Source organism: Eggerthella timonensis, from assembly GCF_900184265.1.
GTDB lineage: Bacteria > Actinomycetota > Coriobacteriia > Coriobacteriales > Eggerthellaceae > Eggerthella > Eggerthella timonensis.
Genome location: NZ_FXXA01000002.1, coordinates 25,906 through 51,549 on the forward strand (window position 1 = coordinate 25,906; position 25,644 = coordinate 51,549).

Below are 25,644 nucleotides of genomic sequence, written 5' to 3' on the forward strand. Positions count from 1 at the left end.
CCGTATGGTCTCGGTCTATTCTAGCACCCGCTCATCTTCTCCCGCTTCGGCCGTCCCGCTTGCGACCTTGTCGCGATCGCCGCGCGCCGGCAGGAACGGGAACGTGATGGCGTGCATCGGGCAGGCATCGGCGCATGCACGGCACTTCGTGCACTCGTTGAGCGGCGCCGACACGGACGCATCGTGCAGGTCGATGCCTTCCGGACACACCTCGGCGCACTGGTGGCACGCTTCGCCCTTCGACGTGCGCAGGCACGTCGACGAGCTGCTGACCGGCCGGAACGTGCGGTTCAAACGCGATGCCAGCGACAACAGCGCACCCAGCGGGCAGAAGCGGCCGCACCACTTCCGCAGCACCACCACCTCGAGCACGAGGATGGCCGGGAACACGAGCAACGACAGCGCCACCTCGTTGAACTGGAACAGCCGCCACACCGCGATGAGCGTGGCGAACGTGAGGCCCACCGGGCAGATGAGGCAGAACACCGGGAACCCGAACACAGCCGTGGAGAGCAGCGCACCGCCCAGCACCCAGTTGCGCGAATCGGCGACGCCGCCGCGCTGGGAATCGGGGATGTCGAGCGCGCCGGATGCGCCGGCTTCGCCGCGTTTGCCCGCAACGGCCGGCTCTCCGAGCGCGGCGGGCTCGTCGGGCTTCGCGACAGCGCCCGACGCGTCCTTCCCGCGTTTCCGGTTCGGCTCCTTCAACCCGAAGACGCGCCGCAGCAGCGGAATCGGGCAGCCCCAGGCGCAGAACGCGCGCCCGAACAGCACCACGAGCACGACGCCGATGCCAAGCGCGATCAGCATCGGCGGCACCACGGTTTTGCTGGCGATGGCCGCCTCCACGGCGCCCAGCGGGCACAGAGCCGCCACGTCGTAGACGCCCCAGGCCGACGGGGTGCCCGTGCCGGTGTGCAGCGCCAGGCCCGCGCACACGAGCGCGATCACCGCCAGCGCGGACAGCGTGCGCAGCAGCTTCGAATTCCGTTTCATCACGCGCTCATCTCGCTCTCGTCCTCCACCGCCGTCTTCCCCAGCCGCTCGTAGACGCTCGGGCTCGCCACCACGATGCCGCGCCGCGTGCCGCCCGAAAACGAGCGGTACACGAGCGCGGGGCACACCTCCTCGCACACCCCGCACCCATTGCAGCGCCCCGCGTCCACCACCGGGTGCCCCGCGTCGTCCAGCGCGATGGCCTCGAACGGGCACGCCTTCTCGCACTCGACGCACCCCTGGTAGTATGCGATGCAACGGTCCTTCTGCACGATCGCCATGCCCATCTTGTCGGTTTCGGGGTCGAAGGCCTCGATAGCCCCCGTCGGGCAGACGCGCTGGCAATCGCCGCAGAAGTCGCAGCTCCCGCGATGGAAGTTGAGCTTGGGCGTGCGGGCGCGCAAGAACCCGTCGCCCGCCTCGGCCACGCCGATGGCGCCGGTATGGCAGACGCTGCGGCACCGGTCGCACTTCACGCACGACGCCAGCAAGCGCAGCTCGTCCTGCGCCCCCGGCGGTCGCACGAGCGCCGTTTCAGCCGCGCCGTCGGCCGCTTTCACGGCCCCACCGAATCCCAGGAACGCCGCCGCCGACGCGCCGAAGCCCACGAACGCGCGGCGCGTGTACGCGCCCATGGCTCACGCCGCCCGGTCGATCTGGCCGATCATCTGGTCTTCCAGTTCGAGGAAGCCCTCGGTGACGTCGGCGATGCCGCGGTAGAACGCCGTCTGCGCATGCGCCCGCACGTCGGCGCACAGGCGCGGGACCCAATTCGCCAGGTGCTCGTCGAAGAACGCGCGCTGCTTCGCCTGCAGCTCGGCGCAGCGCGCCTCGTCGCCCGCCTCGAGCGCCGCCTGCTCGCGCTCCACCAGCTTCGCCATGAACTGGAGCTCGAAGGACAGGTGATCCTCCGGCGTGGTGTTGTCGGCCGGCAGCCCCAGCTCCTCGTCGAGGTAGCACGCCAAAACGGAATCGCGCGCATCCTGCATGAGCAGGTGCTCCTCGCTCGTGTACACCGACTCGTACGGCGGCGCCGTCATCTGCTCGTACATGCCCGCGCACAGAAACACGTGCGCGTAGTCCACCGCCAGCTCCTGGCGCGTGCCCGCATCGCGATGACGCAGGTACTCTTTGATCGTCGCGTAGCCCGCGCCCACGTGCTCGTCGTCGACGGGGAGCTGCCGCTTCGCCAACGCCTCGATCTGCTCATCAGTGAGCTCCAGCTTGTACATGCTGGCCAGAAACTCGTAGAACCCCTTGCGCGCCGCGTTCACGACGGCCAGCTCCTCGATGCTTTGCTGTTCCATGTTGCGCTCCTTGCGTCCCCTGTTGTTTGCGAATCCGTTGTCGACCGATCGAGCCATACGCGCTGTAGGGAGGGGGGTGCAGCGTATGGCTTGATCGAACGGCTCCGAACGAAGCGGGAGCGGGCTGCCGCCGCAGCAGCAAGCAGCCCCCTCTCCCGCGCCGACCGGCGGCACCGCCGAGCGGTGCCGCCGCGTAAGGCCTACAACGCGATGCCGAAGTAGTTGGCCACCGCCGTGCCCACCATCCACATGGCCGCACGGAACGCGACCGAGCCGATGATGCCGCCGGCGAAGGCCGCTCCCGCCAGCGCCACGCCCGAGGCGGGCTTGCTGCGTGCGAGCCATCCGCACACGAGGGGTGCGAGGCCGCCGCACACGAGGGCCACCCAGAAGATGGCCGCCGCATCGCCCGTGGCAGCGCCCGAGATGAAGCCGAACGCCAGGCCGCTCGCAAGCGCCAGCGCGCCGCCGACGACCGTCTCGACGCCCGCCAGCTTCACGGCCTCGTCATCCTCCTTCTTGAGGGCGGCCAGCAGCAGGTACAGCGCCAGGCCGCTCGCCGCGCCGAATCCCAGGTACCCGAGCGGCAGCGCGATGGTGTTCCACGTGGCGCGCGCCTCCATCATGTAGGAGTACCCGCTCGCGAAGCTGAACACGATGCCGATGATCGCGGCAACGATGGCCACCGCCTTGCGGGCCCCGGTCGACGCCCCGCGCTTCAACAGGACGAGGTACACGGCCACTGCCACGATGAACAGGCCGATGAGCAGCGCTTCCAGGAAGATGCCCGGGGTGGGATGCCCGAGCACGGCCATGATGCGGTCAGGGTGCGACAGGTGCGTCACCGAGGCCAGGCCGCCCACGACGGCCAACACGACGGCGATCACCGATGCGAGGAAGTTCGTGCTCTTCGTGAGCCCGCGCACCTCGTCGACGGCGACGCCCACCGACACCCACGCGCCGCAACTGGCGATGGCCGTGAACAGAACGAGGGACCATTGGATTTCCATGCTACTCAGCCCCTTCCATCCACTCGCCGTGCATGCTGGTCATGATGTACTTCGTGCAGGGGTTGTTGCCCACGTTCGGCAGCTCGTGGATGTCGGCCGCGTCGTACTTCGCCAGCTCCTTCGACACGTCGGAATTCGGGTCGTCGAGGTCGCCGTAGAAGCGGGCGCCGGCGCTGCAGCTCTTCACGCACGCGGGCAGCTCGCCGTTCGCGGTCAGGTGCCCGCACAGCGTGCACTTCTCAACGGTCTGCGACGCCTTGTTCCAGTCGCGCACGCCGTAGGGGCAGGCCATCATGCAGTACTTGCAGCCGATGCACTTCTCGCGGTCGATGAGCACCACATTGTTGCCGTCGCGGTAGCTGGCGCCGGTGGGGCACACGTGCACGCACGGGGCGTCGGCGCACTGCTGGCACATCGTGGGCAGCGGGTAGCGCGTCATGTTCGGATAGTCTCCGAAGGGGCCGCGCTGCAGCATCTTGTTCCAATGCTCGCCCAAGGCGATGTCGTTTTCCATCTTGCACGTGATCTCGCAGGAATAGCAGCCCGTGCAGCGGTCGAGGTTCACGACGATGCAGTTATGCGCCATACTCGAACACCTCCTCGGTGGGATCGCTCGGCTGCGGCATCCAGGGCTCGAACTGCTCGGGCTCGGTCCACACGCCTTCGGGCGCGGCCGCGTCAGGCGTGACCTTCACCTGGAAGCCGCGCAGGGTATAGGTGCCGTACTCGGGGTTGTACGGCTCGTCGTTCTTGGTCAGCACGTTGATGTTCATCACCTTGTACGCGCGCTCGGGATCGGAGTCCAGCAGCTCGGGCGCCCAGAACCGCTCTTGGTAGATGACGCCCTTGGCGATGGCCGTGGTCACGCGCGCCTTGCCGTGCGTCTCGCCGCGGCGGCTGGCGATGGTGCACCACTGGCCGTCTTCCACGCCGTAGGTTGCCGCGTCGTCGGGGTGGATCCACATCTCGGGGACGGGGTAGATCTCGCGCAGGTACGGGATGTTGCGCAGCGTGCCGTGGTGGTACATCGGCAGACGGCCCTCGGTCAGCACAAGGGGGTATTCCGTGTCCGTGAGGGGACTTTCGGCCGGCTCCTTGTAGTAGCACAGCGGCTCGTAGTCCTTCGACGCCGGCTCCAGCACGAGGTTCTTCTCCTCGAAGCACTGCGACCAGGGGAAGCCCGTGCGGCCCAGGATGGTGTTGGACTCGCAGTACACCTCGCACTTCTTGGAAGGCGTGCCGAAGCCCTTGGCCTTGCCCGTGGCCTCGTCAACCGCCTTATAGCCGAAGTACGTGCGGTACTCCTCTTCGGTGCACCACTCGAACACGCCCTTCTCGGCCGCTTCCTCCCAGCTCATCTTCAGGTTGTTGAGGTGCAGCTTCTGCTTCTCGTACTCGTTCTTGTACATCGGGATGCCGTTCGTGCCCTCGGCCGTGAAGGCCTCCTGCGCATGTACGTTGCCCATCTCGGCCATCTTCTGCACGATCTGCGTCCAGATGAGGCCTTCCTCCACCGTCTCGAACAGGTGGGTGACCGCCTGGCGGATGACGATGGCGTTGAGCTGCGGGATGACCAGGTTGGTTTCCAGCCATTCCGCGGAGGGGAGCAGCATGTCGGCGCACAGCACGGAAAACGCCGTCGGGTACATGAAGATGTGGCAGACGAAGTCGAGGTTCGGCACGATCTCGTCGAGGCACGTTGCATTGCCCAGCACCACGTGCTTGTTGCCGGAGCGCTCGAACCACGCGTGGATCTGGTAGGGATCGCCGTCCTTCATGGCCTTGAACACCGCGGGGATGAACGCCATGTCCCAGTCGAGCAGGCCCTTGTGCTCCTGCACGCCCAGCCGCTTGAGCATCTTCTCCTTCTTGAGGAAGCGCGGCGTGTTGGGAATCTGGTCGCGGGCCGGGCAGGGCTTGAAGCTTTGCAGCATGGCCCCGGGCTTCTGCACGTTGCCCATGAGGTACTCGAGGTTGAGGGCGCCGAGCGCGCACTGCTGCGACTGCTCGTACTGGTCGATGGGCACGCCCTGCATGATGCCGGACTGGCCCGTCGTGTAGATTTCCAGCGCCTTCTCGATCTGACCCTCGTCGAGCCAGCAGATCTCGGCGGCTTTCGCCAGCGTGAACTCGTCCACGCTCTCCTTGAGCAGCTGGCCGCCCGTGGGATACTGCTTGCCGTCGATCTCGTACGTTCCGAACAGCGGCGGGGTGACGCCTTCGTTCATGGGGTACTCCAACACGACAGGCTTGCCCTCGGCCGGATCCCAGATGACGTAGTCCTTGTCGGTGCCCTCGAGGCCGCATTCGGTGGGCTTGAGGGTCAGGCGCGTCTCAGGGTTCACGAGGTAGGGCATATTGGTCCAGTTCGTGCAGAAGTCCTCGTCGTACTTCTCGTTGTCGATGATCCACTTCGTCCACGCCATGAGCAGCGCGGCATCGGTGCCGGGGCGGATGGGCAGCCACACTTCGGCTTTGGCGGCGTCCATCGTCATGCGCGGGTCGATGACCACGGTCTTCAAGCCCTGCTCGCGGGCGCGAAGCTCGGCCAACGCGCGGCCGCCCGTGGCAACCGAGCTGTTCGACGGGTCGGTGCCCCACAGCACGAGGGAGTCGACCGGCGAGTCGGTGAAGTAGTAGTCCCAGCCGTTGGAGTCGCTGAAGGACAGGTTGTTCGGCTTGCCCATGCCGTTCGACAGCTGCGAGGCGCCCATGCGCGGCAGGTAGCACTGCGCGCAACCGGGCTCCCACACGTTGGGCGTGTTGATGGCCTCGCCGAAGCGCTTCACGTTGCTGAAGTGCGGGTTGCCGCCACCGCCGGTGGACACGGCCACGCATTCCGAGCCGTACTTCTCGTCGATCTCAATGAGCTTCTCGGCGATCTCGGTGATGGCCTCGTCCCAGGTGATGCGCTCCCACTGGTTCTGACCGCGCTCGCCCACGCGCCGCATGGGGTACTTGTTGCGGTTGGGATGGTACAGCGCCTGGATGCCGGCCATGCCCTTCGCGCACAGGCCGCCTTGGCTCATGGGGCTTTCAGGATTGCCCTCGATCTTGATGACGCGACCGTTCTTCACATGCGCCAGCACGGCGCAGCTTGCGATGCAGGCGCGACAGGCCGTCTTCACGATCTTCACGTCGCCGCCCGTATCGGCATGCGCCGGGTCGACGTGCACGAGGTCGTCGCTTACGGCGACGCCCAGGCCGCATGCGGCGCCGAGCGCCGCCGCCGACTTCACGAAACTGCGTCGCGTGATGGTAGGCTGTGTCATGTTCCCTCCTCCTTGTATCTCGTCTTTGCTGATGGTGCTTGGGGTTATCTCAAATGGGACGCTCGCGCGCGGGCGGAGCCGGGGCGGTCGGGCAGCGCTTTACCCGACCATGGCCAGCATCTGCCGGCCGGCATCCGTCGTCTTCCACGAGCCGTCCCATGCAAGACCGCCTACGGTCTCCAATTTGGAGATGAAATAGCTGGGATACACCTGCTTGGGGTCGCTGAGCGCGGAGTCGCCTTCGAGCGCTCGCTCGATGGCGGCCTTCGTCGCGCCGCCCTCGCAGAGGGCGAGCACGGCGGCGTACGTTTGCGCGTAGGCCGCAGGTTCGTCGCGCAGCACGTCGCCGAACCGTTTCGTGGGCTCGAATTGCGCGAGCGCGGCGAGGCCGGCTGCGGTCGTTTGCACGGTGTAGTCGATGGGCCGATCCTGCTTCTCCTCGCCCGGCGCGTACGCGGGCTCGGGAACCTCGACGGCATCCACGCCGCCGCAGTCCACCATGATGCGCAGCAGCGCGTGGGCGTTCTGCGTGCTGAGGCTCAGTTCGGGCCGCTCGTCGATGAGCGCCTCGGCATCGCGATAGGGCATGCGCTGCTCGCACACGGACAGCACGGCGCACAGCGCCAGCGTGTTGGCGCGATTGGCGTTGAGTCGCTTGACGATGGCGTCGACGGTTGCGGCGGCCTCGTCGGCGGCCGACGCGGCTGTAGATGCGGATGTGGCCGCGGCCTGCGTGTCGTTGCTCATGGTTCCCCCGTTTCTGCTCGTCTCGTCTGACTTCGAGCAGCTTCACCTTACGGCCGGGCGAGCGAAGGGGAAACGTCCGTTGTTCGTGAAAAAACGCGATGAGTCCGGATATTTATGGGTGAACGAGGGTGCGAAAACGCCACCAATAATGGATGATCGATGGCGCTGAACTGGGGATATCGCAGTCTCGCTCACAGGCTCCGCATCAATCCCCGCGACGAGTCGCTCACAGGTTCCGCACCAATCCAGCGCCGAGAGGATTGTCGCACGGATGCTTTCAGCGGCTCGGTTCGTCGATGCGCTCGAAACTCCCTATCAGTTCGAAGTGTTCGAAACAGCGGTGTTATAGGTGGCATAATAGGGTTTTTGGCAGTCTCCGCACTCCCTTTTGAGGTTCTTTCGGACAAAACCCCAGGTCGCCAATTTTCACGACTGCGGAGCAGCGCCTCCGATCGTCTCCGAATTGCCAAAAGCCCGATTTTGCAACACATCGAACCGCATCCGAGGAACCCGGGAATCGGAATCGCCCCTCCGGTGCTCTTCGCCAAAGCCCCAACCGCAGACGAGCGCCCAAACGAGCACCCATGCTATACTATACGTATAGCAACGAATGAGGAGGTACGCGATGACGACGGATATGGTGCAGATGAACACGCGCATCAGCCGCTCGCTCAAGGAGCGCGGCGATGCGGCGCTGGAGCGCGCCGGTTACACGCCGTCGCAGGCGGTTCGCAAGCTGTGGGACTACGCCGCGAACAACGCGCACAACCCGCGCGCCATACAAAACCTGTTCGACGCAGAAGACGAGGCGGAGAAACGCGAAGCTGAAGAGGAGCGCGCGCGGAGGCGGGAAATCACGATCAGGGGTGCGAACATCGTCGCCGATGCGTACGAGCGGCACGGAATCAAGCCTTCCGACTGGACGATGAACGCATCGTACGAAGAGATGCGCGACTACGCCCTGCTCGAGCGCCTTCGGGAACGGGGCCTCGATGCCTAGCCAGCAAACTTCCCTCCTGGTCGACACGAACATCTGGCTCGACTACTTTCTTGCCAACCGTCCAGCGCATGCCGCAGCGATGTCCTTCATGCTATTCGCGCATGAGCACGGCTATCCGCTGCTGTACCCCACCGCCATCGTCAAGGACGTGTTCTACCTGACCGCGAACGCCTTCAAGCGAGACATGTGCAACGAGAACGGCAGGCTCACCGAACGCGATGCGGCGGCAGCGACCGAAATCGCTTGGGGATGCGTGGGCAACATGCGGGAACAGGCCACCGCCGTAGGATCAGACGAGTCGGACTTGTGGACGGCATGCGGCCTCCGCAACCTCCACAACGACCTCGAGGACAACCTGATCGTCGCCGCCGCACAACGGTCGAATGCGACGTACCTGGTCACCAGCGACGAGCTGCTCATCAAGCACGCCCCCGTGGCCGCGCTCACGCCCGGCGACGCGCTCACGCTGCTGCAAGCCGATACGGCGTAGATGTCCCAATGGGGACTGTCCCCATTGGGACAATGCTATTCTTGCTGACTGCGCTTCTTGGCGGCCCAGCCGGGGATCTCGCGCTGCTCGGGGCGCGTGAGGGCCAGGGCGTCGGGCGCGACGTCTTTCGTAATGCACGAGCCCGCGCCGATGATGGCACCCGCGCCGATGCTCACCGGGGCCACCATCATGGTGTCGCTGCCGACGAACGCGCCGTCGCCGATGGCGGTGGCATGCTTCTTCTTGCCATCGTAGTTGCAGGTGATGGAGCCGGCGCCGATGTTCACATCCTCGCCGATGGTGGTGTCGCCGATGTAGGACAGATGCGGCACCTTCGAGCCCTTCCCCACCGTGGACTTCTTGATCTCCACGTGGGTGCCGGCCTTCGCGCCCTCGCACAGGTGCGCCGCCGGACGCAGGTACGCGCGCGGGCCGCACGTGGCGCCGTCGTCCACCTGCGCCTCCACGGCCACCGTCTCGTCCACGACGCAGCCTCGTCCCACCGCGGTGTCGGTCAGGCGCGAATCGGGGCCGATGACGCTGTCCTCGCCGATGCTCGTTTCGCCCATGAGCGTGACGTTCGGCAGCAGCTCCACGTCCTGCGCGATGGTCACGTCGGGCCCGATCCACACGAGCTCGGGGTCCACCATGGTCACGCCGGCGGCCATATGCGCGCGGTTGATGCGACGCTGCGCGAACTTCGTGGCCTCGGCCAGCTGGATGCGCGAGTTCACTCCGAGGCACTCGGCGGGGTCCTCGCAGACGAGCGCCAGCACGGGACGGCCGGCGTTACGGCAGATCTCAAGCACGTCGGTCAGGTAGAACTCGCCCTGGGCGTTGTCGTTGCTCACCTGCTCGAGCGCCGCGAACAGCGCGCGGGCATCGAAACAGTAGAACCCGGAGTTGCACTCGCAGATGGCGGCTTCCTCGGGCGCGGCGTCCTTCTGCTCCACGATGCGCTCCACGCCGCCGTCGGCGCCGCGCACGATGCGCCCGTAGCCGAACGGGTCGTCCAGCTCCATCGTGAGCACCACCACGGCCGCGTCCGCCTCCTCGCGCACGGCGACGAGGCGCGCGATAGTCTCGGATGCGATGAGGGGGCAGTCGCCCGAGAGCACCACGAGCGAGCCGTCGAAGTCGGCCAGCGCGTCCTTGCACACGGCCACGGCGCCCGCCGTGCCGTTCTGCTCCGCCTGCACCACCGTCTGCGTGTCGGCGACGAGCGGCTCCACCTGCTCGCGCGCGTGCCCGACCACGGACACCACGCGCTCGACGCCCGCGTCGCGCGCGGCGTCCACCACCCAGCGAACGAGCGGCTTGCCCAGCACTTCGTGAGCCACCTTCGGCTTCTTGGACTTCATCCGGGTGCCCGCACCCGCGGCCAACACGATAGCGGCAGCTTCCATATCGCTCCTTCGCAACGCAGTTCCCATCGTCAACTAAAAAGTATAGCGCAACGGCGCGATCACCGTTTGCCTGCGGGGTCGGAATCGCCGGGGACGCCCGCGTCGCCCGCTCCGCCCGACATGCCCGTCGCATCCTCGCCCTCGCGGCGCAGCGCGCGCTGGCGCGCTTCCTCGCCGCCTTCGCGCAGCAGGGCCTCCTCCACGCTGAGCAGCGGCGGCTTGCCCTCGTCGTCGAAGTCCTTCTGCATCTGCTCCAGCAGCTCGTCCTTGCCTTCCTCCTTGAGCACGCGCACCACCTCGTTGCGCACCGCTTCGCGCACATCGCCGATGGAGCCGCCGCCCAGCAGGCCCGTCGGCCCCAGGTCGACGACGATCTCGAACACGCCGCCGCGCTTCTTCGCCTCTTCGAGCTCGCTCTTGAGCTCGGGGTCCTCGATGCCGCGCAGCAGCTCCTCGGACTCGCGCGCCGCTTCGCTGCCCGCCGTCTGGCGCGTCACGTCGTCGCCGCTTGCCGACAGGTACGCCACGCCGCGCTTCTGCGCCGCTTTCGCTTGCAGCAGCAGGAACACGAAGCCCAGCACGCCCGCCAGAAGCGACGCGGCGAGAATGGCCAGCTTCGCCGTGGCGATGTGCATCTCGTCGGTGAACGCGAGGTTCGCCACGAAGATGGCCATCGTGAAGCCCACACCGCCCAAAATGCTGGCGCCGAGCATGTGGAACCAGTTCACATTCTCGGGCAGCGAGGCCAGCTTGCTCTTCACGATGATGAAGCTCATGAGCATGATGCCTAGCGGCTTGCCCAGCAAGAGGCCCAGCATGACGCCGTACAGAACCGGGTCGGTGAGCATGGCTCCCACGTCCATGCCGACGAAGCTCACATCGGCGTTCGTCAGGGCGAACAAGGGCAGGATGCCGAAGTACACCCACGGGTACAGCTTGTGCTCGAGGCGGGTTGCCGGCGGCACCACCTGGCGCGCCACGCGGCTGAGAGACGTTACGGTTTCGAGGTAGTCGCCCTGCGCGATGACGGGCGTCTCAGGCTGGAACGCGTCGCGCGCTTGGCGCACCTTGTCGCCCGACCAGGTGATGAAGCTCTTCAGGTTCACGCGCGATCCGGACGGGATGACGAACGCCAGCAGCACGCCCGCAATGGTCGAATGCACGCCGGACATGAACACGCAGTACCACAGCACGGCACCCACCAGCAGATACGGTACGAGCGAATAGATGTGGCTGCGGTTCATCAGCACGAGCACGACAAGCACGACGGCGGCCATGCCCAGCCAGAACATCGATGGGCTGTGGCCGTAGAAGATGGCGATGACCAGGATGGCGATGATGTCGTCGGCAACGGCCAGCGTGCTGAGGAACACGCGCACGCCGCTCGGAACGCGGTTGCCCAGCAAGGCGAGGATGCCCAGCGCGAACGCGATGTCGGTGGCGGTGGGAACGCCCCAACCCTGAGCGGTTTCAGGATTCGTCGCGTTGAACACGAGGTAGATGCCGATGGGCGCGATGACGCCGCCGATGGCCGCCATGATGGGCAGTAGCGCCTGGCGGATGTTCGTCAGTTCGCCCACCGTCAGCTCGTACTTCACTTCCAAGCCAACGAGCAGGAAGAACACGGCCATGAAGATGTCGTTGATCACGTGCGCCAGCGACATGCCCGCGAAGGCGTCGCCGAAGAAGAAGCCCGCTTCGGTGTGCCAAAACTCCAAGAACGCCTCGTACGCGCCCGTGTTCGCCACGATGAGCGCCACGACGGCCGCCAGCAGCATGACGCCCGCCGCCTTCGTCGATGAGTGGGTGAATTGGATGAGCTTCTTGTATCGCGCCTGGTGGCGCTGCACTTCGTTGATGAAAATGCGCTGGGTTCCGTCTTGGTTCTGTTCGGTCATGTCGCCCTTTCGGCCTTGTCGTTTGCCGTATTATCCCCCAATAACCTGGTGCGTCCGCTCGATTGTTACCCGTTTTTAGATCGATTTCACAACAAAGCAAAATGCCCGGCCAAAATATCATGAATTGCGCTATTCTGTACTCATCAGCTTAGGCGTTAGGAGTCGGCTTGGGATTCGCGTGGAGGGCATATCACCCGTTCGCTCGTATGACCAGGTGCGACAACGGCGACCGAGCTGTTTTTTTATTCGCCACGAGGTAAGAGGTGATCGCTATGAGCATTACCGTCACCGGACGCAAAATGCCTGTAACCGACGCACTGCGCGAGTATGCCGAGGAGAAGATCGGCAATTCCATGAAGGTCATGGACATCGACCCGCTCGTAGCCGAAGTTGTGCTGTTCGTTGAGAAGAACCCTGCCAATCCTCGCCCTGCCGTCTGCGAAGTCACGCTGCGCACGAAGGGCCACATCATTCGCGTCGAAGAACACGAAGAGGACATGTACGCGGCCATCGACGTGGCGGCCGCTAAAGTGGTTCGCCAGCTGCGCAAGTACAAGACCAAGGTCGTCGACCGCAAGCTGCGCGCCGCCGACGAGACCATCCGCATGGCCGAGCCGACGGCCGCCGGCGAGCTGGACGTGGACGGGCTCATGCAGGAACTCGCCGATGACGAGGTGGTGCGCGTGAAGACGATCGAGTTCGAGCCGCTGACCGAAGAAGAGGCGCTCGTGAAGATCGACCTTTTGGGCCACGATTTCTTCGCCTACACCGACCGCGACAGCGGCCTCGTGAACGTGCTGTACCGCCGCGACGACGGCGGCTACGGCCTGCTGAAGCAGACGGAGGAATAAGCGCATGGCAACCATCGACACCATCAAGACCATCCTCGAGTCGAACCTCGACATCGATCCGAGCACCGTCGAGGAGAGCTCGACGTTCGACTCGCTGGGCATCGACTCGCTCGACATGGTCGAGCTGATCTGCGACCTCGAAGAAGCCTGCGACGTGGACTTCGGCGAGCCCGAAGGCCTCGATACCGTGGGCAGCCTCGTGGAGTACATCGACTCGCTGTAAAGCTCGCATACGCACGAATCAAAGGGACCCCGCACGGTTATCCGTGCGGGGTCTTCTCATGCCGCCTCGTGATCTGAGTTCGGGCGATGCGCTGTGCGATTTCACCCATCGCACATGAGCACAACGCAGCGAATGCCCGACTACGGTAATGGATTCTGATTTTTATGTTGATATAGTACCGAACCTCGGTTTTCTGCACCCGAAGTTTGCCTTTGACCGCACAATACCCGGCTCATCCGGCTGCATCGGACGATATTTCCGCCTTCAGAGAGGATTTCAGGGCCCTCGTTTCGCCTTACGGTAAACTATCAGTAAGTTTTCTCGATTCCATTACCGTATTCCGAAAAGGGCACGCTCGGCACCCTCGCCCAACCTCTTGGCACGCGTTGCGAGTTCAAGCCCGAACGCATCGTCGGCGCGGGCTCGAGATCTTGGCGCAGCAAGCGCGGCCGGGGCCGGCAACTTCCGGCCCCGGCCACCGTATCGAGCCTTATGCGAGGGCCGCCTTGGCCGCGTTCGCGCCCGAGAAACGACCTGACGTGTAGGACCAGTTCAGCCCGCAACCGCCCGCCGGGTAGTCGTCGTAGATGAACGTGCCGCAGCACACTTCGCCGGCGGCGTACAGGTGAGGGATGGGCTGCCCGTCGGTGTCGAGCACCTGGAACTCGGTGTTCACGCGATAGCCGCCGAAGCTGCCGTGCGTGCACACGCCCATCGTCAGCACGTAGTAGGGGGCCTCGGTGAGCGGGACGAGCGCCTCGGCCTTCTTCTTGAACTGCGTGTCCTCGCCGGACGCTGCCAGCTCGTTGTACGCATCGAGCGCGGCCTGCGCCGCGACGCCGTCGATCCCGAGCGCTGCAGCCGCCTCGGCCACGGTCTGGCCCTGCGCGAACATGCCCTGCTCAAGGCCGAAGTCGAACTTCGAGCGCAGGCCCTCGTCAAGCGCGTCCACCATGGCCTGGTCGTACACCGCGAAGAACTTCTGATCGTCGAAGTGCGCCACGTCGTAGTAGATGTCGTGCGTCTGGCCGGCCTCGTTGGCGAAGCGCTCGCCCTTGGAGTTGATCCACAGCGCCTTGTTGCTGATGAGCTTCGACTGGCCCGGCTCCACCGGGCAGGCGAGGATGCCGTTCGTGCCGCCGTGGCCCACGTAGTCCGCGCCGATGTCGAGGCCCATCTGTAGGCCCCCGCCCGTGCAGCCGACGCCCACTTCGGTGTACACGCCCGAGTAGTCGGGGCAGTACTCGTCGATCATCTCGACGTTGCGGCAGAACCCGCCCGTGGCCACGATCACGTTCTTGGCGTTGTAGAGCACCGTCGAGCCGTTCCCGCGCTTCGCGAGCACGCCTGTCACCGCGCCGGCGTCATCGACCACAAGCGATTCCACCGTGGTGCCGAAGTGGAATTCGGCGCCGCGTTCCTGAGCGTACGCCGTGACGGCGCGCAGCGCATCCATGGCGTTGTTGGCGCAGTTGTGGCCGCGCGGCACCGGGTCCTTGCCCTTCTTCGACACGGTTTCCTTGAAGGGGACGCCCAGCTCGCCCGTCAGCCAGTCGATGGTTTCGCCGAAGTGCTCGGCGCAGAACTTCTGCACGTCGTAGTCCAGCTTGTCGCCGCCGCGCGACAAGAAGTAGTCGAGCAGTCCGGACGGCTCGTCCTCGATGCCCGCAGCCTTCTGCAGCTGCGTGCCCGCTCCGTAGAACGTGCCGATGGCAAGCGAGCTCGAACCGGCCAGCCACGCCATCTTCTCCAGCAGCACGGTCTTCGCGCCGTTCGCCGCGGCCTGACCCGCCGCCGTCACGCCGGCACCGCCGCCGCCCAGAACCACCACGTCGAAGTCCACCGTCTCGTGCGCCTCGGCCGCCGCAGCCTGCTGCGGCGCGCAGCCGAACAGGCCGCCGAGCGCCATGGTAGCCAGGCCGCCCGTCAGCGCCTGGGCGAACTGGCGACGCGTCAGCGGCATGGACGCCCTCGTCGCGCCCGCAGCGGCGCGTCCCGTTTTCAATTCCTTCATGATAGATCCTTTCCTCCCTGGGGTGTTGCTTCATGCCCTGCACTCTACGCACGATGCGCGCACTTCAGAAGCCACCTTCCGGGTGAAACATGCCCCATGCCTTCCGCTTTCACCCGGAAGGTGTGAGGTGCGAGCCATGCCCCGTCCGCGCAGGCGGGCGTGCTCGTATATACTGGTTGCCGTACTTCATCCCCTGCATGAATCGAGGACCGATGCCGCACGCGAGCGCAATCGCTCGAACGAATCAGATACGCGCCCTCCTGGGCGGGACCTTCCTGCCGTCGTTTCTGGGACTGGCTGCCACGCGCGTCTGGCTGCAGGTGAACCTGTTCGCCTCGTACACGCAAAGCGACGACGGGCTGTTCACGGTGGTCAACAACCTCGCGTACGGCCTGGTGATGCTCGTCGGCGCGGCCATCGCGCTGCGCAAGCCGTTCTCGAAGGGAGGACGCACCGCGGTGGCGTGGCTCGGCTTCGCCGTCATGACGTTTTCCACCGTGCTCATCCTGGCGGGCAAGGAGACGAACGCCGTGGAGATCCTCGCGGTGGCCAGCGTGTTCGCCGGCATCGGCGGCGCATTGGGCGGAGGCATGTGGACGGCGGCGTACGTGCGGCTGGGGTTGCGCCAGTCGGTGCTGTACGGGTTCCTGTCGCTGGCTCTCGGATCGCTCGGAGGCTTGGCGCTCAGCTTCCTGCCCGAGGCCCCCAGCTACACGGTGAGCATGTTCATGCCGGCCATCGCCCTTTTGTGCTACCAGCGCGCGATGAAGACCGACGTAGGGCCGTTGCCCGCGCCCGAGCCGATCTACGACAAGGAACCGCGCACCACCATGCTGTTCATCTTCGGCGGCCTGGCGGTGTTCGGGCTGGCGCTGGGCATCTCGCGCGGCTTTCCAGCCGGCGAGCCCGTTCCCATGGATGCGCTGCAACGCGTCGTCCACCAGATGGGCGTCGTGGTGATCAGCCTGTTCATAATCTGGTGGTTCATCGTGAAGCGCAAGCGGCTGAGCTTCTCGTTCCTCTGGCGCATCGAGATCATGCTGGTGGCGGCGGGCATGCTGATCCTGTCGGTGTTCCCCGGGCACTTCACGGGGCTGGCCATCGCCACCGTCAACATCGCCGATACGCTCATGCTGGGCGTGCTGTGGATCACGCTGCAAGACGTTGCGCGCCACACCACCACCGACGTGTACGCCGTGTACGGATTCGCCTGGGCCGCGCGCGTGCTGTCGCGCGATGCGGGTCGCGTGCTGGTCATGGTGCTGGGAGCAGTGGGCGCCTCGTCGTACGCGGTGACCGCCGTCATCGGCATCGTGGTGTTCGCGCTGGCCGCCAGCATGGCGCTGCTGCTATCGGATGGCATTCTGCGGCTGCGGCCGCTGTTCACCGAGGACGCCGCGTCAGTCGGACGCGGCAACGGCTCGAACGCGGCGCGGCGCCCGCCGACGGCGGCACAAGCCGCACCTCCCGTGCAACCCGCGTCGACTGGGCAGCCCGCAGGGGACAGCTGGCTGCGAGCAACGTTCGACCTGTCGGAGCGCGAGACGGAAGTGGCGCTGCTCATCGCGCAAGGACGCAGCAAGTCCTACATCGCCGAAGCGCTGTGCCTATCGGAGAACACCGTGCGCACGCACGCGAAGAACGTCTACACGAAGCTCGACGTGCACTCGAAGCAGGAATTGATCGACCTGCTGCAAAACCGCGAGGCGTAGCCGGACGCCAGCGGCGACGCATCAGCCCTCCAGCTGCTCTTTCAAAGCGCCCACCGAGTACAGGCTGCCGAATGCGCAGACAAGCCCTTCGGGGCCTGCCAGCTCGCGCGCCTTCGCCAGCGCATCGGCCATGTCGCGCGCGACATAGGGGTTCACGCAAGCGGAGCAACCCAACAGATCCTGCCCGGTCCAGCGGATGGCGCGCGCCAGCTTGTCGGCAGGAAGCGCGCGCGGGTTGTCGGGCGTTACGGTGACGAACGCCGCGCCGAGCGGCAGCACCGTCTCCAGCATGGCCGGGTAGTCCTTGTCTTCCAGCACGCCGATGACAAACACGGGCTTGCGGCCGGAGAACACGTCGTTCAGGGAATCGACGAGCGCCCGAGCGCCCTGCGGATTGTGACCGCCGTCCACGACGACGGTGGGCTCCCCCTCCCCTGCGCGCACGATCTCGAAGCGCCCGGGCCACACGGCCTCGGCGATGCCCTGGCGCACCGCGTCGTCGTCGACGGGCCATCCGCGACCGCGCAGCGCGTCGGCCGTCTCGATGGCGAGCGCCGCGTTCGCGGGCTGATAGCTGCCAAGCAGTCGCGTGCGCAAGTCGGCGAAGCGCCCGTACGAGAACGGGCGCGCAGGCGCGCCGGGCGCGCTCCAGCCCACCGGACCCGCGCTCAAGCGCGAGAGGTCGACCACCGCGAGCGCATCGCCCACGTCCGCAGCCGCGCGCTCGACCACGGCCATCGCCTCGGGCTCCTGCGGCCACGACACCACGGCCGACCCCGGCTTCACGATGCCGGCCTTCTCGCCCGCGATGGCGGCCAGCGTGGTGCCGAGCAGCTTCGTGTGGTCCAGGCCGATGCGCGCGATGACGGCCGCTTCGGGCGCGTCGATGACGTTCGTCGAGTCGAGCCGCCCGCCGAGGCCCACCTCGAGCACCACGATATCGCAGCCGCGCCGCGCGAAGTGCACGAGCGCCACCGCCGTCATCAGCTCGAACTCGGTGGGGTGATCGGCCATGGCCTCGGCCTGCTCCTTCACGAGCAGCGTCGCCTCGACCAGCTCGTCATACGCGATGTTGGCGCCGTCCACGCGGATGCGCTCTTCGAACGTGATGAGGTACGGGCTGGTGAACAGCCCCGTGCGCAGGCCGGCCGCCTGCAAGATGGAGGCCAGATATGCGCAGGTCGAGCCCTTCCCGTTCGTGCCCGCCACGTGCACGAACTTGAGCTGGTCCTGCGGGCGCCCCAGCCGATCGAGCAGCTCGGCGGTGCGATCGAGGCCCAGCCGCGACTCCAACCAGCGCGGCTCGTTGATGTAAGCGACGGGATCGAACGACATAGGGACCTCCTGACGAGATGGGGATCGAGGCGAGTGTTTCACGTGAAACATTCGTTCGCGCGCAAGCGCGAAACGCGGGGGAGCGAAGCGACCCGTGCCTCGCGCGCAGCGCGAGAACACCGCGCGGGTTGGCGCAGTGCGTCAGCGAGGGCCGCTGTGGTGCCCGCGATCGTGGGGAGGGCGAGGGCGAAGCGTACTTCGGTACTTCGGTACGCCAGCCCTCGGCCCCGCCGCGAGATCGAGTGCCGCAGCGCCCCGCCCCCTTCGGGGACTTGCTTCGCGGCGCCGCGTCGGCGGGTTCCGAAGGCCGTCAGGCCTTCGAAGCCAAGTACTCCGCGATGCCCGCCGCCGCGCGCTTGCCGGCGCCCATGGCGAGGATGACGGTGGCCGCGCCGATGACGGCGTCGCCGCCGGCGAACACGCCCGGCTTCGACGTGGCTCCCGTGCGCTCGTCGGCCACGATCAGGCTGCGCGGCGTCACCTCGAGGCCCGGGGTGGTCTTCGCGATCAGCGGGTTGGTCTTCGACCCCGCCGCAACCACCAGCATGTCGATGTCGATGACGAACTCGCTGCCTTCGACCGCCGTCGGACGGCGCCGCCCGCTCGCGTCGGGCTCGCCCAGCTCCATGCGCACACACTCGACGCCCGACGCCCAGCCATTCTCGTCGCCCAGGATGCGCGTCGGGTTCGTCAGCAGCTGAAAGTGGATGCCCTCCTGCTCGGCATGGTGCACTTCCTCGGCGCGCGCCGGCATCTCGTCGCGTCCGCGGCGGTACACCACGGTCACGTCGGCGCCCAGGCGCTTCGCCGTGCGCGCGGCGTCCATGGCCACGTTGCCGCCGCCCACCACCACGCACTTCTTGCCGGCGTACACCGGCGTCTCGTACTCGGGGAACAGGTACGCCTTCATGAGGTTCACGCGGGTCAGCAGCTCGCTTGCCACCGACACCCCGTTGAGGCCCTCGCCCTCGATGCCCAGGTAGCTGGGCAGGCCCGCGCCTGTGCCCACGAACACGGCGTCGAAGCCGCGGTCCTCCATGAGCTCGTCGATGTCGTAAAGCTTGCCCACCAGCGCGTTCACCTCGAACGACACGCCCTTGTCGCCCAGCTTCGACACCTCGCGCTGCACGAGGTCCTTCGGCAGGCGGAACTCGGGGATGCCGTAGGTCAGCACGCCGCCCACCTTGTGCAGCGCCTCGAATACGGTGATGTCGCACCCGCGCTTCGCCAGCTCGCCCGCGCAGGTCAGCGATGCCGGGCCCGAGCCGATGACCGCGACGCGCTTGCCGGCCAAGTCCTTCGACACGGCGCCTTCCGCGCTGCGCCAAATGCTGCAGGCAACCTCGTCGCCCGCGGCGCATTCGTCGCGAAGCTCGTCCATGGCCGCAGCCGCCTCTTCGGGATGCTCGAACGCCCAGTCGGACGTGAAGCGCTCCAAGCGCCCGATGGCCACAGGCTCGCCGTTCCTGCCGCGCGTGCACACGCCCTCGCACTGCGTCTCCTGCGGGCACACGCGGCCGCAGATGGCGGGCAGCGAGTTCGCGCTTTTCACGATGGCGTACGCGCGGGCGAAGTTGCCCTCGGCCACCTGCGCGATGAACTGCGGGATGGGAACTCCCACGGGGCATCCGCTCACGCACGGCGTGTTCGGGCACTGGATGCAGCGGCGCGCCTCGGCCATCGCCTCCTCTTCGGAGTAGCCCAGCGCCACCTCCTCGAACGTCTGCGCACGCTCGACGGGATCGAGCTCCGGCATGGGGACGCGCGTCTTCTGCTTGTTGGCTTCGTAGTTCATCCGCGCCATGCTAGGCCCCCTTCCGCTCGTTGCAATCGCGGCCTTCGCGCGCCGCGCTTTCGAAGCTGCGGTACATGACGCCGCGGCGCATGGCGTCGTCGAAATCCACCAGATGGCCGTCGAAGTCGGGCCCGTCCACGCATGCGTGCAGGTACTCGTCGCCCACCTTCACGCGGCAGCCGCCGCACATGCCCGTGCCGTCGATCATGAGCGGGTTCATGCTGACATACGTTTTGATGCCGTAGGGCTTCGTGGTGGCGGCCACGAACTTCATCATGATGACGGGCCCCACAGCCAGCACGAGGTCGTAGTCCGCGCCCTCGTCGATGCGCTGCTGCAGCGCCTGCGTCACCAGGCCCTTGTTTCCGTTCGAACCATCGTCGGTCATGATGATCTGGCGCGTGGAATGCCGGTCTATCTCGTCTTCCAGCAGCACGAGGTCCTTCGTGCGGAAGCCGGTGATCACGTCCACCTCGCAGCCGTTGTCGTACAGCCACTTCGCCTGCGGAAACGCGATGGCCGTGCCCAGACCGCCCCCGATGACGCACGCGCGCTTCGCGCCCTCGAGCTCGGTGGGGTTTCCCAGCGGGCCGGCGAAATCGAGCAACGCGTCGCCCGCTTTCATCTGAGCGAGACGCATGGTGGTGGCGCCCACCGCCTGGAAGATGATCGTGACGGTGCCCGCCTGCGCGTCGCAGTCGTTCATGGTCAGCGGGATGCGTTCGCCCTGCTCGTCGATGCGCAGCATGATGAACTGACCGGGCTTGATCTTTTTCGCGATCTCGGGGGCACGCACCACCATGCGCGTCACCTCGGGATTGAGCGCCTCTACCTGTTCGATGGGATACACGGCTTCGCCCTTCTCGTCTCAGATACAAAAGCAGCACCGAAAGCGGTGCCGTCTCGTAGATGTGATCGCCAGTATAGCAAAGGCAACCCACCCGCTTTGTTTCAAGCGTGTTTCCACCCGGCCAGTGGAGGAAATCCCACCGGAAGGGTTCTCGCATCCCCGTCGTACGCGTCAACAATCCTCTTACGGGCTGGGTCGGAAACAGGATGGGGCAATGGTGCGTGGTAAGCTGAGGAATCGTCCGATGCGCGGCCAGGATACCCGGGTTTTCGTTTGGGAGTACATGATGGCTCACCTTTACTTTCTGCACAATCACCTCGAACCGGCACCCGCCGACACGCCTATCGACGCCGACCAGCCGGTAGTCGAGGTGCTCAACTCCCTGGAAATCGGCGAGGCGTGCTTCCTCAGCTCCGACACGCGGGAGTCGCTGCGCTCGATATACACGGTCGAGAACACCTACCTCGACGTGTTCCCCCACTGCCTCATCGGCTCGTTCGCCGTGCCCGACAAAAGCCACGTGCTGTTCAACCCGCGCTGCTTCGCATTCTACCTCGACGTAACCCACCTCGTCTTTCTCGACGACGACGGCACCTGCGCGGCCCTTCTCGACGAAGTGGCGTCCCAAGGCGTGCTGAAGCAGCCCACGGTGGCCCACTGCCTGTTCGAGTTCATGAAGCTGCTCGTGAAGAACGACCTCTCCTTCCTGGCCGACCTCGAGGACCGCATGGAAGACGTGGAGGAAGCCATCATCGACCGGGGCATGGACGCCAACAGCCGCACGATGCTGACGTTCCGCCGCAAGCTGCTTCGCATCGATACCTACTACCAGCAGCTCGTCGACATGGCAAGCGGCATCGCCGAGAACGAAAACAAGCTGCTCAGCCACGAGGAAAGTCACCTGTTCCTCGTGTTGGAGCGCCAAGCCGAACGCCTGCTGAAACGCTCGCTCACTCTCAAGGAGTACAGTCTGCAGCTGCGCGAGCTGTACCAGACGCAAATCGATCTGCAACAGAACAACACGATGCAGTTCTTCACGGTGATCACCACGCTGTTCGCGCCGCTCACGCTGCTGACCAGCTGGTTCGGCATGAACTTCGCGAACATGCCCGGCATAGATTGGCCTTGGGGCTACCAGACCATCATCGTGGTGTCCGTCGTGGTCGTCATCATCGAGATCATCCTGTTCAAACGTAAGAAGTGGCTGTAAGACGCGCTCTAACGAAAGAAATTGGCCGATTTCTTTCGTTACGGCGCAAAAAGGCCCCGCTAACGAAAGAAACCTTTCGTTAGCGGGGCCTACAGCATGACCCACAACGCGCTAAAGGGGATCCGTACCCGGCTCGAGAATATCGAGATATCGTTGAAACACATATCGCTTGTTCCGTTGCACCCGCGGTGCAGCATCTCTCAAAACCCCTATGTCGCATAAGTTTTCGATCACCGTTTTTGCCGTAGGCTCCGACACGCCGAGCACTTCCGAGGCTTTGCGTTTGGTGATCGAAGGCGACTCGAAAAGCCTGTCCAGCAGCATTGTGTGATTGGCGTTCAAACGCGCATTGCCGATTCGCTGGAGACAGTCGCTCTGCAAAGCTATGATCCGCTTCGCGGAAGCGACACCCTCCTCTGACGTTTGTGCAATGCCGCGCAAGAAGAAGGCCAGCCATTCCTCCCACGCCCCCTTGAAACGCACGTCCGTAAGACGATCGTAGTACTCTTGGCGATTGCGTTTGAAGTAATAGCTCAAGTACAGCACCGGCTGCGACAAAATGCCCTCGTTGCACAGCCAAAACGTGATGAGCAAGCGGCCCATGCGGCCGTTTCCGTCAAGGAACGGATGAATAGTTTCAAACTGAGCGTGAATAAGTCCTATCTTGACCAGCGTAGGAATATCGTCGTAATCGTAAAAGAACGTTTCCAAATCTCCCAAAGCCCTGTGCATATCCTCGATAGCGGGCGGCACGTACGCCGCATCCCCGAGCGAGCACCCTTGCGCGCCGATCCAGTTCTGCGAATGGCGAAACTCGCCCGGCGTCCGTTCGCTGCCGCGACCGGTTGCGAGCAGATGGGCGTGGATTTCCCGAATCAAGCGAAGGCTCAAGGGGAAATTGTTCAACCGCTTCAAACCATAGTTCATCGCGTCGACGTAATTGGCCACTTCTTGCGTGTCGTCGTTCAGCCTGCTCTCCTCAATTGCGAGCACATCCTGCAAAGACGCCTGCGTTCCTTCGATTTGAGAGCTGAGGAGCGCCTCCTTTTTCACGTACATCGACACGAACAGATCAGGATCGGGAAGCACCTGGGTGACGCCATCCAACCTTCCAAGCTTTCGATCGGCGTCGGAAAGAAGCCGCATCAGCTCGGATGAAAACTCGATCGGAGGATCGGGGGGAAGAGGATTGGGAACGAACGCGCGATACCCGCTCGTTTGCATCTCGTAGTGGCCCGACCTGCTCGACAAAGCCATGCTGCACCTCCTTGCTCATAATAAAGAATCATATCAATTTCTTTCATTATACTATCCTATCGAAAGAAATAGGCTCATTTCTTTCGTTACGGCGCAAAAAGGCCCCGCTAACGAAAGAAACCTTTCGTTAGCGGGGCCTCGCGTGCGCAGAGCGTCGTTACAGCAGCGTGGGCTGCTCGGGCTCTTTGGCGGCTTCGGCTGCCGCGGTCGCGGCCGCCTCCTGCGCGCGCTGCGCATCGCTCGCGCGCAGCAGCTCGCCCAGCGTAGCGAAGTCGTTCTCGAGCGCCTCGCGCTTCGAGCCGTCGTACAGCGCCGCCGCCGGGTGGAAGATGGGAAACACCTTGAACTTCCCGGCGCGCTGCACCGAGCCGTGCAGGCGCGTGATGCCGATGTCGGTTTTCAGGATGAACTTCGTGGAGAAGTTGCCCAGCGTCACGAGGAACTCGGGGTCGATGGTGCGCGTCTGCTCGCGCAGGTAGGGCGTGCACAGCTCGATCTCCTCGGGGCGCGGATCGCGGTTTCCCGGCGGCCGGCACTTCAGCACGTTCGCGATGAACACGTCCTCGCGCGTGAGGCCCGCCACCGCCAAGAGCTCGTTGAGGTACTTCCCCGCCGCACCGACGAAGGGCTCGCCTTGCAGGTCCTCGTTCTTGCCGGGCGCCTCGCCGATGATCATGACGCGCGCCTCGGGGTTGCCCACGCCGAACACGGTTTGCGTGCGCCCGTCGGCAAGCGGGCACTTGCGGCACCCTTCCACCTGCGAGCGAAGTTCGTCGAGCGGGATATGCGGCTTGGTCATGCGGGTCCTCCCTTGTTACACGTACACGCGCGGCATGCGCAGCGCGAAGCCGACGGCCAACTCGTAGTTGATGGTGCCCAGCGTGTTCGCCATGTCGTCGAGGGTGATCACGGAATCGCCCTCGCGCCCCACGAGCAGCACCTCGTCGCCGATCAGGGGATCGAGCCGGCGACGGCTGCCGTACACGCGCAGATCGACCTCGAACATGCACTGGTCCATGCAGATGTTGCCCACCTGGTGGCAGCGCTGCCCTTTGAGGATGACGTCGGTTCGACCCGACAAGCCGCGGCGCAACCCGTCGGCGTAGCCTACGGGAACCGTGCAGATCTTCACGCTGCCGGGGCTGCGATAGTTCATGCCGTAGCTCACGCCTTCGCTCATGGGCACGGTGCGCACGTCAGTGATGCGCGCGTGCACGCTCATGGCAGGATGTAGGTCGATCATCGGGCGCGTGACGCCCGAGGGATGCAGCCCGTACATGCCGATGCCGAGGCGCACCATGTCGAACTGCACGTCCGGGTAGCGGATGGCCGCCGCCGAGTTCGCCGCGTGCACGATGCCGGGGTTGACGCCCGCCGTGCGCAGCGCCGTGATGGCCTCGATGAAGCGCTTGACCTGGATCTGAAAGTCGAGCGTTTCCGCCGAGTCGGCGGTGGCGAAGTGCGTGAACGTGCCCACGAGGTCGAGCGCGCGATGGAAGCTCACCTGACCCATGAACTCCACAACCTCGTCATGGCGCACGCCGATGCGGTTCATACCCGTGTTCACGGCCAGGTGGTACGGCGCGCGCACGCCGAACGCGTCGGCGGCCTCGGCGTACTGGATGGCGAACTCGGAGGTGTAGACGCTCGGCATAACCTTGTAGGCCAGCAGCAGCGGGATAGCCGACTCGGGCGGCTGCGACAGAATGAGGATAGGGGCGTTCACCAGCGCTTCGCGCAGTTCGATGGCCTCGTTCACCGTTGCCACGCCCAGGTAGTCGGCGCCGGAGTTGAGCGCGGTCTTGGCGCAGCGCACCGCGCCGTGGCCGTATCCGTCGGCCTTCACCACGGCCATGAGCCGCACGCCGTTGTCGATGCGCTGCTTGACGGCGCTCGTGTTGTGGCGGATGGCGTTGAGGTCGATCTCCGTCCACGCCCAGCGGCGGTCGACGTCGGGGATGAGGCGCAGCTTGTCGGGATCGAACTGGGCCGGCTCGCCGTCGGGCCGCGCATGGTCGCGGGCGTACTGGAACGCGCCCTCCGCGCCGCTGCTGAACGCAGCCTGGGCAGCCTCGTAGGCGCCCTTGCCGCCGGCCGCGCCGCTCGCGGGAGGCTGCGCGCCCACGTATCGCGGCGTGCCCATTGCCGCGCTCGCCGACACGAAGCCGTTAGGCCTGCGCTGCGAGAAACCGGTGAACCCGTTGGGGAGATCCTGTGCCATGCTCTACGCCTTTCAGTCGATCGAGGGACAGTATAACACTCGGGAGTACC

General features: G+C 65.4%; 22 protein-coding genes. 6 read left to right on the forward strand and 16 right to left on the reverse strand.

Annotated elements, in window-relative coordinates; all coding sequences use genetic code 11:
* Positions 1-15: 15 nt before the first annotated feature.
* From C1A15_RS00120 to C1A15_RS00150, 7 genes are all read right to left on the reverse strand, one after another.
* A complete protein-coding gene (locus tag C1A15_RS00120; protein WP_101720693.1) occupies positions 16-996 on the reverse strand; it encodes a 4Fe-4S binding protein in 981 nt (326 codons plus the stop codon).
* Entirely contained in the window at positions 996-1,631 is a 636-nt protein-coding gene (locus tag C1A15_RS00125; protein ID WP_101720694.1) for a 4Fe-4S dicluster domain-containing protein, read from the reverse strand. Before C1A15_RS00125 ends, C1A15_RS00120 begins: the two co-directional genes overlap by 1 nt.
* 3 nt (positions 1,632-1,634) lie before the next feature.
* A complete protein-coding gene (locus tag C1A15_RS00130) occupies positions 1,635-2,303 on the reverse strand; it encodes a TorD/DmsD family molecular chaperone (RefSeq protein ID WP_101720695.1) in 669 nt (222 codons plus the stop codon).
* A gap of 200 nt (positions 2,304-2,503) precedes the next feature.
* The gene (locus tag C1A15_RS00135) at positions 2,504-3,313 is read right to left on the reverse strand and encodes a dimethyl sulfoxide reductase anchor subunit family protein (RefSeq protein WP_101720696.1); all 810 of its coding nucleotides are present in this window, start codon (positions 3,311-3,313) and stop codon (positions 2,504-2,506) included.
* 1 nt (position 3,314) lies between these two features.
* Positions 3,315-3,899: a 4Fe-4S dicluster domain-containing protein gene (locus C1A15_RS00140; protein WP_101720697.1), complete on the reverse strand. Its 585-nt coding sequence runs from the start codon at positions 3,897-3,899 to the stop codon at positions 3,315-3,317.
* Positions 3,889-6,585, reverse strand: a complete 2,697-nt coding sequence (locus C1A15_RS00145; RefSeq protein WP_101720698.1) for a molybdopterin-containing oxidoreductase family protein — start codon at positions 6,583-6,585, stop codon at positions 3,889-3,891. Before C1A15_RS00145 ends, C1A15_RS00140 begins: the two co-directional genes overlap by 11 nt.
* A 99-nt stretch (positions 6,586-6,684) precedes the next feature.
* On the reverse strand, positions 6,685-7,332 hold the full coding sequence (locus tag C1A15_RS00150; protein WP_101720699.1) for a hypothetical protein: 648 nt from the start codon (positions 7,330-7,332) through the stop codon (positions 6,685-6,687).
* 625 nt (positions 7,333-7,957) lie between these two features.
* Between C1A15_RS00150 and C1A15_RS00155 the strand changes: the two genes are divergently transcribed.
* Together C1A15_RS00155 and C1A15_RS00160 are read left to right on the forward strand one after the other, a co-directional pair.
* A complete protein-coding gene (locus tag C1A15_RS00155) occupies positions 7,958-8,332 on the forward strand; it encodes a type II toxin-antitoxin system RelB/DinJ family antitoxin (protein ID WP_101720700.1) in 375 nt (124 codons plus the stop codon).
* Positions 8,325-8,822: a type II toxin-antitoxin system VapC family toxin gene (locus C1A15_RS00160; protein ID WP_101720701.1), complete on the forward strand. Its 498-nt coding sequence runs from the start codon at positions 8,325-8,327 to the stop codon at positions 8,820-8,822. The genes C1A15_RS00155 and C1A15_RS00160 overlap by 8 nt, the downstream gene beginning before the upstream one ends.
* A gap of 35 nt (positions 8,823-8,857) precedes the next feature.
* Here C1A15_RS00160 and glmU read toward each other — a convergent pair whose 3' ends face one another.
* On the reverse strand, positions 8,858-10,228 hold the full coding sequence (gene glmU / locus C1A15_RS00165; RefSeq protein ID WP_101720702.1) for a bifunctional UDP-N-acetylglucosamine diphosphorylase/glucosamine-1-phosphate N-acetyltransferase GlmU: 1,371 nt from the start codon (positions 10,226-10,228) through the stop codon (positions 8,858-8,860).
* Between the two features lie 59 nt (positions 10,229-10,287).
* Complete coding sequence (gene nhaA / locus C1A15_RS00170; RefSeq protein WP_101720703.1) at positions 10,288-12,126, reverse strand: Na+/H+ antiporter NhaA; 1,839 nt, start codon at positions 12,124-12,126, stop codon at positions 10,288-10,290.
* Between the two features lie 272 nt (positions 12,127-12,398).
* Here nhaA and hpf point away from each other — a divergent pair, with 272 nt between their 5' ends.
* Both hpf and C1A15_RS00180 read left to right on the forward strand, forming a co-directional pair.
* Positions 12,399-12,977, forward strand: coding sequence for a ribosome hibernation-promoting factor, HPF/YfiA family (hpf, locus tag C1A15_RS00175; RefSeq protein ID WP_101720704.1), 579 nt, complete (start codon positions 12,399-12,401; stop codon positions 12,975-12,977).
* A 4-nt stretch (positions 12,978-12,981) separates the two neighbouring features.
* Entirely contained in the window at positions 12,982-13,200 is a 219-nt protein-coding gene (locus C1A15_RS00180) for an acyl carrier protein (RefSeq protein ID WP_101720705.1), read from the forward strand.
* A 490-nt stretch (positions 13,201-13,690) separates the two neighbouring features.
* On the opposite strand, the gene C1A15_RS00185 is transcribed toward C1A15_RS00180, so the two are convergent.
* The gene (locus tag C1A15_RS00185) at positions 13,691-15,214 is read right to left on the reverse strand and encodes an FAD-dependent oxidoreductase (protein WP_101720706.1); all 1,524 of its coding nucleotides are present in this window, start codon (positions 15,212-15,214) and stop codon (positions 13,691-13,693) included.
* 212 nt (positions 15,215-15,426) lie between these two features.
* Here C1A15_RS00185 and C1A15_RS00190 point away from each other — a divergent pair, with 212 nt between their 5' ends.
* The gene (locus tag C1A15_RS00190; RefSeq protein WP_101720707.1) at positions 15,427-16,926 is read left to right on the forward strand and encodes a helix-turn-helix transcriptional regulator; all 1,500 of its coding nucleotides are present in this window, start codon (positions 15,427-15,429) and stop codon (positions 16,924-16,926) included.
* A 21-nt stretch (positions 16,927-16,947) separates the two neighbouring features.
* Here the strand turns inward: C1A15_RS00190 and C1A15_RS00195 are convergent, their stop codons facing one another.
* From C1A15_RS00195 to C1A15_RS00205, 3 genes are all read right to left on the reverse strand, one after another.
* Entirely contained in the window at positions 16,948-18,261 is a 1,314-nt protein-coding gene (locus C1A15_RS00195; RefSeq protein WP_101720708.1) for a bifunctional folylpolyglutamate synthase/dihydrofolate synthase, read from the reverse strand.
* Between the two features lie 310 nt (positions 18,262-18,571).
* The gene (gltA, locus tag C1A15_RS00200; RefSeq protein WP_101720709.1) at positions 18,572-20,065 is read right to left on the reverse strand and encodes an NADPH-dependent glutamate synthase; all 1,494 of its coding nucleotides are present in this window, start codon (positions 20,063-20,065) and stop codon (positions 18,572-18,574) included.
* Position 20,066: 1 nt separating this feature from the next.
* On the reverse strand, positions 20,067-20,906 hold the full coding sequence (locus C1A15_RS00205) for a sulfide/dihydroorotate dehydrogenase-like FAD/NAD-binding protein (protein WP_101720710.1): 840 nt from the start codon (positions 20,904-20,906) through the stop codon (positions 20,067-20,069).
* A 283-nt stretch (positions 20,907-21,189) separates the two neighbouring features.
* Between C1A15_RS00205 and C1A15_RS00210 the strand changes: the two genes are divergently transcribed.
* Positions 21,190-22,116 carry a magnesium transporter CorA family protein gene (locus C1A15_RS00210; protein WP_245864841.1) on the forward strand — a complete coding sequence of 309 codons (927 nt, stop codon included), beginning with the start codon at positions 21,190-21,192 and terminating at the stop codon, positions 22,114-22,116.
* 111 nt (positions 22,117-22,227) lie between these two features.
* Here C1A15_RS00210 and C1A15_RS00215 read toward each other — a convergent pair whose 3' ends face one another.
* The 3 genes from C1A15_RS00215 to alr form a co-directional block, all read right to left on the reverse strand.
* Positions 22,228-23,373, reverse strand: a complete 1,146-nt coding sequence (locus tag C1A15_RS00215; RefSeq protein ID WP_101720711.1) for a Fic family protein — start codon at positions 23,371-23,373, stop codon at positions 22,228-22,230.
* Positions 23,374-23,530: 157 nt separating this feature from the next.
* A complete protein-coding gene (locus C1A15_RS00220; protein ID WP_101720712.1) occupies positions 23,531-24,172 on the reverse strand; it encodes a uracil-DNA glycosylase in 642 nt (213 codons plus the stop codon).
* Positions 24,173-24,187: 15 nt separating this feature from the next.
* Positions 24,188-25,594 (reverse strand): alanine racemase, encoded by a 1,407-nt coding sequence (gene alr, locus C1A15_RS00225; protein WP_101720713.1) that lies wholly within the window; start codon positions 25,592-25,594, stop codon positions 24,188-24,190.
* Between the last annotated feature and the right edge of the window lie 50 nt (positions 25,595-25,644).